9 protein-coding genes are annotated in these 14426 nt (G+C 45.3%); 5 read left to right on the forward strand and 4 right to left on the reverse strand.

All coding sequences use genetic code 11. The features are described 5' to 3' along the window. Window positions 1-220: 220 nt before the first annotated feature. From dnaB to BLU98_RS09400, 3 genes are read left to right on the forward strand one after another with little or no spacing between them, the layout of a single operon-like run. The gene (dnaB, locus tag BLU98_RS09390) at window positions 221-1792 is read left to right on the forward strand and encodes a replicative DNA helicase (RefSeq protein ID WP_092723768.1); all 1572 of its coding nucleotides are present in this window, start codon (window positions 221-223) and stop codon (window positions 1790-1792) included. Between the two features lie 3 nt (window positions 1793-1795). Further along, window positions 1796-2497, forward strand: coding sequence for an RsmE family RNA methyltransferase (locus BLU98_RS09395; RefSeq protein WP_092723769.1), 702 nt, complete (start codon window positions 1796-1798; stop codon window positions 2495-2497). Window positions 2498-2534: 37 nt separating this feature from the next. Further along, window positions 2535-4139, forward strand: coding sequence for a L,D-transpeptidase family protein (locus BLU98_RS09400; protein WP_092723770.1), 1605 nt, complete (start codon window positions 2535-2537; stop codon window positions 4137-4139). 82 nt (window positions 4140-4221) lie between these two features. Here the strand turns inward: BLU98_RS09400 and BLU98_RS09405 are convergent, their stop codons facing one another. From BLU98_RS09405 to BLU98_RS09415, 3 genes are all read right to left on the reverse strand, one after another. Beyond that, on the reverse strand, window positions 4222-5793 hold the full coding sequence (locus BLU98_RS09405) for a SusD/RagB family nutrient-binding outer membrane lipoprotein (protein ID WP_092723771.1): 1572 nt from the start codon (window positions 5791-5793) through the stop codon (window positions 4222-4224). A 17-nt stretch (window positions 5794-5810) separates the two neighbouring features. Then, window positions 5811-8837, reverse strand: coding sequence for a SusC/RagA family TonB-linked outer membrane protein (locus BLU98_RS09410; RefSeq protein ID WP_092723772.1), 3027 nt, complete (start codon window positions 8835-8837; stop codon window positions 5811-5813). 134 nt (window positions 8838-8971) lie between these two features. Beyond that, window positions 8972-10873, reverse strand: coding sequence for an FAD-dependent oxidoreductase (locus tag BLU98_RS09415; RefSeq protein WP_092723773.1), 1902 nt, complete (start codon window positions 10871-10873; stop codon window positions 8972-8974). A gap of 57 nt (window positions 10874-10930) precedes the next feature. Between BLU98_RS09415 and BLU98_RS09420 the strand changes: the two genes are divergently transcribed. Together BLU98_RS09420 and BLU98_RS09425 are read left to right on the forward strand one after the other, a co-directional pair. Further along, window positions 10931-12106, forward strand: coding sequence for a hypothetical protein (locus BLU98_RS09420; RefSeq protein WP_092723774.1), 1176 nt, complete (start codon window positions 10931-10933; stop codon window positions 12104-12106). A 33-nt stretch (window positions 12107-12139) separates the two neighbouring features. Then, window positions 12140-13954 (forward strand): DNA polymerase III subunit gamma/tau, encoded by a 1815-nt coding sequence (locus BLU98_RS09425; protein WP_092723828.1) that lies wholly within the window; start codon window positions 12140-12142, stop codon window positions 13952-13954. A 121-nt stretch (window positions 13955-14075) separates the two neighbouring features. On the opposite strand, the gene BLU98_RS09430 is transcribed toward BLU98_RS09425, so the two are convergent. Next, window positions 14076-14417 carry a translation initiation factor gene (locus tag BLU98_RS09430; protein WP_092723775.1) on the reverse strand — a complete coding sequence of 114 codons (342 nt, stop codon included), beginning with the start codon at window positions 14415-14417 and terminating at the stop codon, window positions 14076-14078. Window positions 14418-14426 lie beyond the last annotated feature (9 nt).

Genomic DNA, 14426 nt, shown 5'->3' on the forward strand with positions numbered 1-14426 from the left:
TTAGTAAATTGTGTGAACAGCTCCCTGAATGGTGTGCACAGGAATGTGAAAAGATGTGGATGAATATACAGTAAAAAAAATTTTCAGAACCCGATTTCTTACCCCATATTCGCTCCCCCTTACTTCGTTGGTAACAATTCCGTAACATGGGCGAAGGGTCGAAGTAAATAGTCCGGGAGACAATCACTTACTAACTAAAAAATCGAGGAAAAGACGACTTATGGACCTGACAAGCTTGAATAAAGACCGGAAGAGGAGAAAGACTTCGATCGACATGAGCACCATGGTATACGGAAAGGTACCTCCCCAGGCAAAAGAGCTGGAAGAGGCCGTATTAGGCGCCATCATGCTGGAAAAAAGCGCTTTTGATACCGTTACCGAGATCATCAAACCCGAGTGTTTCTATGTAGAAGCAAACCAATTGATCTTCAGGGCCATGCAGAGCCTGCAGCAAAAGAGCATGCCCATTGACATCCTTACGGTGGTGGAAGAGCTGAAAATGCAAGAGAAGCTGGATATCGTAGGCGGTCCTTATTACGTAACCAAACTGACCAATGCCGTTGTATCTACTGCCAATATCGATGCCCACGCCCGCATTGTACTGCAGAAATTCATCCAGCGCGAACTGATCCGCATCAGCGGGGAAATCATTGGTGATGCTTACGAAGACAGCACCGATGTATTCGACCTGCTCGACGACAGCGAGACCAAGATGTTCAATATCACTAACAATTACCTCAAAAAGAACTTTGAAGATATTGGTAACGTACTGGCCAAGACCATCAACCGGATCGATGAACTGCGTACCAAAACAGATGATATTTCCGGTGTTCCCAGCGGTTTCAGTACACTCGACCGCGTTACTTACGGATGGCAGAATACCGACCTCATCATCCTGGCTGCCCGTCCAGCCGTGGGTAAAACCGCATTCGCCCTCAACCTGGCCCGCAATGCCGCTTTGCATCCTACCAAACCCACTCCGGTGGCTTTCTTTTCATTGGAAATGGGCGCCGGCCAGCTGGTGCAAAGGATATTGAGCGCCGAGAGTGAGATAAAGATGGAAAAGATCAGCCGGGGCAAACTGGAAGAATACGAATACCAGCAATTGCATACCAAGGGGGTTAAAAAACTCGAGACAGCGCCCATTTTCATCGATGATACGGCTGCGCTGAACGTGTTTGAATTCAGGGCCAAAGCCCGGAGGCTGGTGAACAAGCACCAGGTGGGACTCATCATCATCGACTACCTGCAGTTGATGAGCGGCATCGGTGACAGGGGCAGCAACCGTGAACAGGAGATCAGTACCATTTCCCGGAACCTCAAAGCCCTGGCCAAAGAACTGAATATCCCCATCATTGCCCTCAGCCAGTTGAGCCGTGCCGTGGAAACCAGGAAGGAAAGCAAGATGCCCCAGCTCAGTGACCTCCGCGAATCGGGCGCCATTGAACAGGATGCCGATATGGTGATGTTCATTTACCGGCCCGAATACTACGAGATATCCAGCAATGAACAGGGCGAAAGCACCCATGGCGAAACCCATGTGCGCATAGCCAAGCACCGGAACGGCTCGCTCGAAACCATCAAACTGCGCGCTAAACTGGAGATACAGAAATTTGAAGAATGGGGAGACGATGGCGGTGGATTCGGTGGCGGCAGTTGGAAACCCGTCGCTCCACAGGGCGGCGCACCAGGCGCCGGCGGAAACGAGGGCAGCAAATTCTTCATTCAGAAAGGCAGTAAGATGAATGGTGGTAACTTTGACGATGGATTCGACAATGAAGCTCCATTTTAAACCATGACCCTTCCGTTTTTTTATGAGCCGTTACTTGCATCGTCTAACGGGCACTTCCAATTGAGCGAAGAAACCAGTAAGCATTGCATACAGGTATTGCGCATGAAGACAGGTGAGCAGTTGCAACTTACCAATGGCAAAGGAGCGCTGTTCAAAGCACGCATACTCAGCGAAGACAAAAAGAAAGCCGTAGCGCTGATAGAGGAAGAACTTTTATTACCCCGTCACCTTAAAAAAATAAGCATCGCTGTTTCACTGCTGAAAAACCCGGCGCGCTTTGAATGGTTCCTTGAAAAAGCCACCGAGATCGGCGTAAGTGAGATCATACCCCTGCTTTGCGAGCGAACGGAACATACCCGCTTCCGTATCGACCGGATGAAACAAATACTGGTATCGGCTATGCTGCAAAGTCAGCAGGTATGGCTGCCCACGCTGCGCGAACCCACTCTTTTCAAAGAAGTGCTGGTATCTGCCGGATACGGACTCCGGCTGGTAGCGCATTGTGAAGACGATGCCAGGAACAGCATCACAGAATTCCCTCCTTTCAGCGACGCGCAAATACTCATTGGTCCGGAAGGCGATTTCACCCCCCATGAAATCAAGACAGCGATGAACCATCATTACCTGCCTGTTACCCTTGGAGAAACCAGGCTGCGTACTGAAACAGCAGGTGTGGTAGCTGCTACGCTGCTCGTGAATAAATAGCCTGCTTTTATATGTAAAGAATCCATATATTCAATCTATGAAGTGTTATGTGATCCCGGCCCTGTGCCTTACTGCGCTTGTTTATTGGGGATGCAACAATATCCGAAAGAAAAAAAATCCTGTCAACAGGGATACGAGTATTACCCATGTCACTTCGTTCAATACACTGTTCCTTGAGAACAGAGAATTGAATCATTTCATTGCCACCAACCCCGACTATGCTGCCTATACCGAGCAGTTCAATGATTTTTACAAACACCGCAATTATGAGTTCGCCTGGTTCGACTCAACAGGACTCACTGAGCAAGCGTATAATTTCATCAACCTGCAAAACAATTATATCAATCAGTTCAATGACAGTTCGGTTTACAATGTCCGGCTTGCCCAATTGTACAATGGTTTCGTCAACAAAAGATTCTATCCGCAACACAGCGATTCACTGGTAATGAAGACCGAGTTACTCCTTACCGGCCAGTTCTTCCGCTATGCTTCTAAAGTGTACAAGGGCAGCGATATCGACGCTGCGGAACTGGGTTGGTTCATTCCTCGCAAAAAGATCAACATCACTGCGCTCCTCGACTCTGCTATTCGCAACAAGACTGCCGAAGCAGAAGCATACGCTCCGCTCAACCCGCAATATGAGAAACTGCAGCATTTTCTTGCAATTTATTCTCAACTGAGCAAAACGCCGGAACCAGATTCTGTTGCTTACTTATCGAAGCCATTACGCAGGAAAGATTCTTCCGAAAGCATTCTAAAGATCAAGACGAGGCTTGTCCTGTTTGGCGATCTTGCGCATAACGACAGCACCCCGCTTTTCGATACTACCTTGTTGCGCGCTGTGAAATCTTTTCAACGAAGAATGGGACTCAGCGTAGATGGCATCATTGGCAATAAAATGCTGGAAGAACTGAATGTGCCGCTTAAACAGCGCGCACGGCAGATATCCATCAACATTGAAAGGGTACGCTGGATGCCCGCTGAAAAAGACACCAATTACATATTGGTGAACATACCTGAATACAAAATGCATGTATTCGACAGCGGCCACCTTCAATTCGATATGAATGTGATCGTAGGAACATCGGCCAACAGCACCGTTATTTTCACCGGTAAGCTGAAGTATATTGTATTCAGTCCATACTGGAACGTACCAGAAAGCATCGTGAAAAAAGAGATACTGCCCGCAATTCAAAAGAATCCCGATTACCTCGTTAAGAACCACATGGAAATTTACGGTAAGCCAGGGCCTGTTCCCAATATCCGCCAGAAACCGGGGGGGGCTAATTCATTAGGACTGGTCAAATTCCTCTTCCCCAACAATTACAACATTTATTTTCACGATACACCTAACCGTGAGTTGTTCACGCAATCCAGCCGGAGTTTCAGCCACGGTTGTATCAGGCTGGGTGAGCCTAAAAAATTTGCACAATACCTGCTTCGTTCCGATACCAGTTGGACTGAAATGAAGATCGATTCTGCCATGCATCAACCCAAAGAAAAATGGGTAACACTCAGCAAAGGCGTTCCTGTTTTCATTACATATTTTACCGCTTGGGTTGACAAAAACGGGCAATTGAATTTCAGGAAAGATATTTACGGGCACGATGAAAAGATGGCCGCCAAGTTATTTACCAACTGAATAGTAAAAAAATAGGGAAGGGCTGTTTGTTCGGCCCTTCCCCTGTTTTATAAAAATGGGTTATTCAAATATTTAGCTGCAACTAAAAGTTGGGGCCACCAGTGTCCCACCATAAACGGGTTGCAATATCGTCTTTTGCGCCTGTTCCCATCTTCGATACAGCATCGGCCACACCTTGGGTGTTACCAGTTCTTTCGCCATTAACAAAAGGCATCCGCTTAATCCATTGGTCAGCAGGGATTACACCCCAATCAGGACTGCTATCATTTTTGGCTACATGCGGTATTTTAGGATATCCTGTTCTTCTGAAATCAACCCATGCTTCGAGTGAATTGGTAAAGTTATTGATCCACTTCTGGGTGATTATTTTTTCTAATTTCAATTCATTGTTATCTGCATTATTCCATGCAACGGTGATGGTAGAACTTGCTGTGAAATTATTCTTGGCATCTATAGGATCAACATAATTCCAGGGGGTGCTTGTATTGTCCGCAAGATAAGCGTCAACACCACCTGCGCCCCAATCAGCGAAAGAAAGTCGCACTCCATTTTCGTAATTGGCCTGGGGATCACCTGCACCAACCCAGCCTCTGAGGGCCGCTTCAGCTTTCAGAAAACTTACTTCGGCTGCAGTAAAAGATCTTCTGGTTGGCACTGTTTGAAAATCTTCCGACACTTTAGAGAATGGCACCCGGTCAATTTTAGCGCCTATATAGGCTCCATTGCGGATACCTTTATAAGGGAATGTAGGGTGATCGGCATATAAAGCGCTATTAGAAGCAGTCGAAAAATATTTAGATACCCTCCCATCCTTCAATCCACCCAGGAAAGACTCCATTACAGCGCCCATCCTGGTATCGTCCCATTCGAAGCATATCACCGCCATAGGCATTTTCTGGCCCATCAATGACACTTTAAAGTTGTCGGCGTTGGTTGTTATCAAACCTGCCGGATCACTCAGCGCTTTTTCTCCCTGGGTTTTAGCTAATGCCGGGGCAACTTTTGAAAGCCGGATGGCCAATCTCAGCCTGAGTGAATTCACGAGCTTCATCCAGGCACTGATATTACCACTGTACGAAGGGTCAAATTTCTTAAACCCAGTGTAAGATGTGTTCGTTGCGAATGTTGTCTGAATACTATCCAATTGTTTAAAGAAGCTGTCATATAAATCAGATTCTTTATCATAAAGGATCGTACTCGCCGTAGTTCCGTAGTTGGAGTAAATTACCGGGCCGTGGTATGCAGTCAATTTAGACATAGCAAGGATCCTGATCAATTTAGCCCAGGTTGCAAAGAGTGGCAGGTTGTATTTTTGAGCCAGCTCTATCACCTGCTTTGAAGGTGACATCACACTTCCGTAAATACGTCCCCAGTAAGCATTCCACCGGATGTAGTAAGTGGTATTGTTTACATTGCCAACAAAGGGTGTTGGTGTATTCAGGTGCCCCATCCATGAATCATGGCAAAGGTCTTCTTCGATCTGGTGTCCAAAAATATTGAATAACAAACCTGAAAATGGAGATCCCACCAGGTTATTATCCTGTAATAGCATCTGATCAGAAATCTGGTTAGGATCCTGATTAAAGTCCTTAAAGTTCTTCGTACATGATGCCAACAGGCTCACTAACAGTATCGCGACAAATATATTTTTCATGCTTTTTACTTTTGATATTAGAAAGTAAGTTTAACGTTGATCCCGTATGACCTAGTTGCAGGCATACTAAAGACGTCATTCGACTGCATTGAGTTGTTTGTACTCATTGCTTGTTCCGGATCGTATGGAGCTTTCTTATAGAAGAAGAACAAGTTCCTTCCTATCAAAGAAACTGAAGCGTCTTTGATTACAGCGTTTTTGTTTTTCGCAGGGAAAGTGTATCCAAGAACGAATTGGGCCAATCGCACATTTGTTCTTGAAAAGACATAAGGTTCCATGATCCTGTTTCTATCTCCAATAGAAGAATAATATACATCCGGCGCAATAGTGGTTACTGCTGTAGTTCCCTGTATGGCGTTAATGCTCATTTGTCCGCCATTTCTGTCAGCGGCGCTTCTCGCACTTACACCATAGGCATCGAGGAACGCTTCAGTTTTCGAGAAAGCAACGCCTCCGAATTTTCCGTTTACCAATAAGCTGAGGAAGAAGTTTTTATAATTAAACGTGTTGTTCCAACCTAAAAGATAATCCGGATTCACATTTCCTACTAATGTCTGTGTTTTAGCTTTTGTAGGAACACCCTTGGTATCAAGTATGATTTGTCCGGCATCATTTCTGTTAAACTTGTAGATATATACATCGTTAAAAGATCCGCCGGCTTTAATGATAGACGCAAAACCTTCATCATCGCCTCCAACCTGGTAATTGGGATTAGATGCAATAAGCTCAACAATCTTGTTCTTATTCTGAGCCAGGTTTACAGCTGTTGTCCATCTGAAATCTGCTTTCCTGATAGGTTCTGCATTAACAGTAAGCTCAAATCCATTGTTGGTAATCTTTCCTGCATTTACATAGTAAAAAGTATAACCAGAGCCGGATGGAGCGCTCAACCGGAGGAATTGATTGGTACTTGTTGCATTATAATAGGTGAAGTCAAAACCTAAACGACCATTCAAGAACCTCATTTCAGCACCATATTCAGTACTGGCAATCTCTTCCGGTTTCAGGTTAGAGAATGGCACTTGTGTATTTCTGCTGATACCGCCTGTAGCATTCGCTGTTCCTGTACCGCCAATGGTATTGTTAGGCGACACAACATTGAAAGGTACATCGTTGGCAGTCTTAGTGGTAGAAGCCCTCAGTTTAAAAAATGAAATATACTCCGGCATTTTAATCATTTCGCTTACAATAGCAGTAAGACCTACTGAAGGATAGAAATAAGATTGGTTACCTGTTAACGCCAGGGTAGATGCCCAGTCGTTACGACCGGCCAAATCTAAAAACAGCATTTCTTTATACCCAATCGTCGCATTGGCAAGTACTCCTTCCTTAATAGATCTGTTAATGGTTTGTTTGAACATCACATTATTGGGGATGTTAGCAAACGTGAAAAAATTAGGATACTGTAATGAAACGGTACCGTTGCCTACAGTCATTCCATCGTTAAAGACATTTCGCTGGTAGCTTGCGCCCGCAATAGCTGTAACACTGAAATCACCAAACTTGTTGTTGTAATTTAATATTCCATCAGTATACAGAGACTGATCGGTGTATTTTGTATATGACCATGTTCCGTTTGGACTCACACTTACCGAGTTTCCGCCGGCAGCGTACCGGTTATCAAACAGCTTATCTGCATAGTCGATACTTCCCCTTGCTTCGAACTTGAGGTTTTTTGTTATTTCGTAAGCAGCTTTGGCGCTGGCGATGATACGGTATGTTTTAGCAAACTTTGGATCGTTATTGATCTCCCAATAAGGGTTGTTTTGTTTTTCTTCGGTAGAATACCAGTTCATTTTATACAAATTCCTTGTGCTGTCAAAAACCTGGTAATTGTTTTTGTATGAGTCAAAATCTCTTTCACGCGCAAACAGGTATAATCCGGTGAGCGGGTTGTTATAGTAACCGGCTCCTGGCCTGTTTCGTGATATCTCACTCGAAAGCATCACATTTGAACTCAAGGTGAGCTTATCTTTTAACAGCTTGGTGGATTGATTCAATGTAATGTTATGCCTTGTATAGGTGTTCGTAGGCATTACACCGGTAGCCGATGTGTTAGCATAAGAAAAATACACAGACGTTTTATCGCTACCGCCTGCTATGGAAACGGAGTTCGTGGCATCAACGCCTGTGCGGAAGAAATTTTCGATATAGCCTCTTTTATAGCCGCTCCCTTTAGTCATTGCCCAGCTATAGTCCGATCCGTTCACGGCGCCATAGTCATATTGAAAAGCAGGAAGGTTAAACACTTTGTCAAAAGTGGTGCTGGAATTGAAATTAACAGTTACCTTTCCCGATCTGCCTCTTTTTGTAGTAATCACCACAACACCATTAGCGCCCTGGCTTCCATATAAAAGGGCCGCATTAGCGCCTCTCAGCACTGTCATGCTTTCAATATCTTCGGGATTGATGGCTGAAAGTCCATCTCCCTGGTCAGTTCCGCCATAAGACCCCGGTTGTCCGCCCTTGTTGTTTACCATCGGGATACCGTCTATTACATACAAAGGTTCACTAAGCCCGTTAAGGGATTTGTTCCCCCTTAATACTACTTTGGTAGATCCCCCGGCTCCTGAGCTGCTGGTGAAAATATTAACGCCTGCTGCTTTACCGCTTAATGCATCCATAAAATTGATGTTGGCCGCTTTCCTGAGTTCATCACCGTTGATGGATTGCGAAGCGTAAGTCAGTGTCTTTTTCTCGCGTCTAATACCCAGTGCAGTTACAACCACCTCTGAGAGGTTCTCGACACTTTGTGCAAGTGAAACGGTCACCTCATTGGTACCAGCGTCAACTTGCAGATCTTTGGCCACATAGCCTATGGCACTCACCTGAAGGGTGATCTTTCCATTTACTACCGATAAGCTGAACCGCCCGTCTGCATCCGTAGCACGGTTACTTCCTTTGTTTCCTTTAATAGACACTGTGGCCGACGGAATTCCTTTACCTGTCGTTCCATCTGTTACCACACCGGACAATTTCCGGTTTTGTGCAATCGCTGTTAGTCCCAAAAACAGCAGCACTGTCAACACATTAATTCTTAGCATAAGCAGGGTTTTATGATGATAAATTGGTTAATGAAAGCTTCTAATGAAATTAGCTTTTCATTAACATTTCCTGCAAGGTAGCCCTTTTAATTAAGCCGATTTTAAGGCCTCTTTTCAACACAATCGATTGCGTTTTAAAATTGGAATGCTCCCTGCCAATTCACTTCCCTGGATTCAAATGGGTGAAGGATTTTATCGATGATGAGGGCTGCTTCACCCCTGGTTAATGCTTTATTTCGAGTGAGGTTTTTCAGATGCCACCAGGCTTGCTGGTGATTTAACACGTCATCTACCTGTGGCAACTTGTTGCCAGGATGTATTTTTCGGTAGATGGGTTGCAACAATTGTAACAATTGCTGCAAAGCAATCGACGATGAAGTAATAGAAGGTAAGACAATATTCCAGCCCTTTGTAAAAAGGGTGAGTCCTTCGTATAATTCAGCAGCCGAACACGAGCTATCGGGGTAAAACCAGGTTTGATTGGCCCATGCATGCGGCTTTCCAACTCCTCGCAGGATACCGGTTGCCCCTATTTTTTGAATGGATACAAAACCTGTATCCCATGGCCTGACATCTATATAAGGCATGAGATATGCGTGCTGCTTCAGCAATATCGATTGTATATGCCTGATGCCCACCTGACCGGGAGACCGTTTCTGTTTTACTGCTTCCGAAGCAATGACGCCCGCAGCTTGTCCGGTAAGCAAAACACAAGGCTGAAGGCGGGTAGACCCGTTGACGATATTGGTGACGGAGATGGCTTTTTCCGCAGCGATCAAATTTTCTACCGTGGAGTTCAGTAAGGTTCCAGCTGGTATGGAGAAAGACGGCACCGGTGGAAAATACAAGGTTTTCTTCACTGCCGGATTTTTGCCGTGGTGATGATCGATCGGATAATCTCCTACGGCAATCGCGGTTCTGTACAACGCGGTTTGTTGTGAAAAAGGTTGCATGATGTCGGTGGTGGTGAGTCTTACCAAACCCTTTACACGCCTGCCCTCCCTGTAATAAGCGATGAACGGCAAATGATCCCTGGTAGGAAATTCATCTGTGGCAATTCCCAACCGGCGAAACCCCAGTTCATGTTGTATGAAATAAATAAAACGGAACGTAGTAGCTTTTGCCTTTAGTAAAGCAGTCTCTCGTTCAGCAGCATTCATTTCCACCAAATTCAGATAAGTATCATTCCCATGCTTAGGCCAGTTCAGCATGAATTTTTGATGGGGCAGCTTGCCGTATTCCAACATTTTCCTGGCATCTACTGTGGGTTTTTCCAATGTAGTGTCTTTATAATAAGAAGTACAAGCACCATCAAATTCTTTCGGATCATAACCGTCGGGCTTATTCAGTAAGTGGGTACTATCGTCGTATTCCTTCAATATGGCAGCATAAGTCATATCCTGCACTATATTGTTATCAATGCCTACTCCGCTGTTTTCTCCCGATAGCTTGTCTGCTTCCATTCCCAGGCTATATGGCACATGCGCAGCAGCCAGCACATCGCCCATTTCACTGGCATCAATGACCACATTCGCATGGATCGTTAGTAATTCCCCATTGGTATTGATAAAACTGGCCGCTGTAATCTTACCATTCTTTACTGTGGCGTGCAGAAAGCGATAGCGATACTTCACCTGAAGATTCGGGTAGCTTCCAGCCCAGGCTTTAAAAATACTGTCCGCTACATGCGGTTCAAACAAGGTATAACTCACCCATCCTGTTGCTAAGTTCTTCGTGCCGTAATGCCTGTACAGGGCTTCCCTGAATTCCTGCCAGATGCCGCTGTACAGTTCATGGTTCCCATCCGTTGCAGATACACCGGCCGAGGAAAGCATACCGCCCAGCCAGGGTGTTTCTTCCACGATCATTGTTTGCACACCACTCCTGGCACTTTGAATACCGGCCGCCGTGCCCCCAACACCACCGCCTATGACCAGCACTTGTGTTTTCAGGAATTGATGATGCTGGGCGTAAACGCCCTGACAGTAAAAAAGAAGCGTTATCAACAGGATGGAGACATGATTTTTTTGGCGCATACATCTGTTATTTCGTTGTTTTACAAAATACTTACTTTTAATAAAATCGCAACCGACATGCAGTTGATGGAAGTTACCGGCAGAGATACTGTTACCGCATTCCTGGAAGTAAACGCATTGATGAACCGGTCTAACCCGGCATATATACGCCCCCTGGATAAAGAAGTGAATGATGTCTTCAACCCGGAGAAAAATAAAAATTTCAAATATGGCGATGCCCGTCGATGGATATTGAAAGACGACAACGGGCAACTCATCGGCCGCATTGCTGCTTTTATCAATAGCAAATACATCAACAAGGGAACAGACTTTCCAACAGGAGGCATCGGGTATTTCGATTGCATCAACGACCAGCAGGCAGCAAATATGCTGTTCGATACGGCCAAAACATGGTTGCAGTCGAAAGGCATGGAAGCAATGGACGGGCCTATCAATTTTGGCGACAGGGATAAATGGTGGGGACTGATGGTAGAAGGTTTCGATAAAGAACCTATGTATGGTATGTCTTTCAACCCGCCTTATTATGAGCAATTGTTCGAAGGATATGGCTTTCAGAATTATTACAACCAGTTTTATTATTCCATGAAAGTAGATGATCCTTTGCCACCGCGTTTCCCGGAACGTCATGCCAAGTTCAAAGCCAAACCGGGGTATGTGGCAAAGCATGTTAACCTCAACGAACTGGAAAAATATGCGGGCGATTTCGCTACCGTGTACAATGCAGCCTGGGCGCAGCATGGAGAAGGAAAGGAGGTCACCAAAGAACAGGTGCTCAAACTGTTCAAGTCCATGAAACCCATCATGGATGAACGGGTTGTTTGGTTTGCTTATTACAAAGAAGATCCCATTGCCATGTTCATTAATATTCCCGATGTGAACCAGTACTTCAAGCATTTCAATGGCAAATTCGGTCTCCTGCAAAAACTGCATTTGTTATGGATGAAGAAAAGAGGCGTCAACAAACGGCTAACCGGACTCGCTTTTGGTGTGGTGCCCAAGTACCAGTCGCTCGGTATTGACAGCTTTATGATCTATGAATCGGCCCTGCTCATCCAGAACAAAGGCTGGTACGAAGAATATGAAATGGGCTGGGCGGGCGAATGGAATCCGAAAATGCTCAATGTGTACAAAAGCCTGGGGGGCGTTCCGAGCCGAAGGATGATAACTTATCGTTATCTATTCGATCACACCAAAAATTTTGAACGCCATCCGGAGATGGAGTATAAAATTTGATGACGTTCCCTTTTATTATCTTGCACCTTGTATATGGATAATAAGTTCATCGTTTCAGCCAGGAAGTACAGGCCGCAGAATTTCAATACTGTGGTGGGTCAGTCGCATATCACTACCACACTTAAAAATGCCATCCGGAACAACCAGTTGGCACATGCTTTTTTATTCTGCGGTCCGCGCGGTGTGGGCAAAACCACCTGTGCCCGTATCCTTGCCAAAACGATCAACTGTACCCAGCCCACAGCCGATGGGGAAGCTTGTAATACCTGCGCCAGTTGCGTTTCATTCGATGCAGGTACATCACTCAATATCCATGAACTGGATGCCGCCAGTAACAACTCTGTAGACGATATACGTTCACTGGTAGAACAGGTGCGGTTTGCTCCACAAGCGGGTAAATACAAAGTGTACATCGTGGACGAGGTGCACATGCTCAGTGCCAGCGCCTTCAATGCTTTCCTGAAAACACTGGAAGAGCCGCCCTCTTATGCCATCTTTATATTAGCTACTACCGAGAAACATAAGATACTGCCTACCATACTCAGCCGGTGCCAGATATTCGATTTCAAGCGCATCACCAACAACGATACGGTTGAGCATTTACAGGAGATTGTTGACAAGGAAGAGATACAGGCCGAAAAAGCCGCACTCCAGGTAATCGCACAGAAAAGCGAAGGTTGTATGCGCGATTCACTAAGCATACTGGATAAGATCGTGAGCTTCACCAATGGTACAGTTACTTACCAGAATACCCTGGAGCACCTTAACATACTGGATGAAGATTATTATTTCAAAATGCTCGATTGTATGCAGCAGCAAAATATGGCCGGGGCCATGTTGCTGTACGACGAGATCAACCGAAAAGGTTTTGAAGGCGACCTGGTATTGAATGGTTTCGCTGAATTCATCCGCAACCTGCTGGTATGTAAAGATCCCAAGTCAGCCGCCTTGCTGGAAGTAGTGGAAGGCCTGCAGGAAAAATATACCACTACTGCAAATAAAGTGGGTATCTCTTACCTCGTAAGCACCCTGAACATATTGAACGAAGCGGAGATCAATTTCAAAATGGCACGTAATAAACGCCTGCATGTTGAACTCACACTTATCAAACTGAATTTCCTGCAGCAGGCCATTGAACTGTCGGCAGACAATGGCACAGTGGTAAAAAAAAAGCGCATTGACGGACCGGTTGCATTTCGCGTTCAACCGATAGCGCCTATGTTGTCGAAAATGAACGGTGATGTAACCCCTGCCGGATCTAAATTATACATTGAACAAAAACCTGCTGCTCCTGCACCGGCTAACTCGCCAGCCAATACTGTTCCCAGGTCTATAACAACTCCTCCGGCAAGCAATTCCAGACCGGTTCCAAAACCTGCTCCACCACAAGGGAACAAAAAAAACCTGCTCGATGCTTTGCGTGAAAAATATGGCGATCAGTATGCCATTGAAGAAGTAAAAGAAGCAGAAGTGCTGAAAATGGACAAACTGCGCGAGTGCTGGGACGCATATACGGCAGAACTGGAACGGCAAAAAAAACATTCTTCCGTAGGCACATTCAAAATAGCTGTACTGACCATTGAAAATGATATCCGCTTTACCGTATCAGTGCCCGCCCTTACAGCTCAAAAATTCGTGGAACAGGAAAGGATGATGCTCATCGATCACCTGCACCAGGCATTCAATAACCGTAGCATTAGTTTTTCCATATTAGTAGATGCTTCAGAAAAAGAAGAAGTACCGGCTCACATGCGGATGAACAGTAAAGAAAAATTCGAGCGTATCGCAGAACAATACCCGCTGGTGAAAGAGCTGAGAGATAAGTTGAAACTGGAGATCGATTATTAAAATCTACCGTCATCCCGAGCAACGTCACCCTGAGCGAGTCGAAGGGGCAGCCGAGGGATCTCATGAAATGTTCGGCAGGTCCCTCGACTCGCTTCGCTCGCTCGGGATGACGATCTGGTGATTATATTTTTTTAGCTTTGACATACCCATTCTTCATCAACCACTGCAATACTTTCTCCCGTTGATCGCCCTGCACAATGATCTCACCATCTTTCGCGCTGCCACCTGTACCACAAAAATTCTTTAATTTCTTACCCAGGTCTTCTAAATCAACCTGTGTGCCAATGAAACCTGTTACCAGTGTTACAGCTTTACCGGCGCGCTGTTTGGTATCGAGTTTGATCTTCAGTAATTGTTGCGCAGGCGGCAATGTTTCCAATGCCTCTTCTTCCTGCTCGAAATGAAAATCGGGGTTGGTACTGTACACAAACCCCCTGGTATCCGGTTTATTCTTTTTACTCATGGTTATTCA

It is taken from the genome of Hydrobacter penzbergensis (assembly GCF_900106985.1).
GTDB lineage: Bacteria > Bacteroidota > Bacteroidia > Chitinophagales > Chitinophagaceae > Sediminibacterium > Sediminibacterium magnilacihabitans.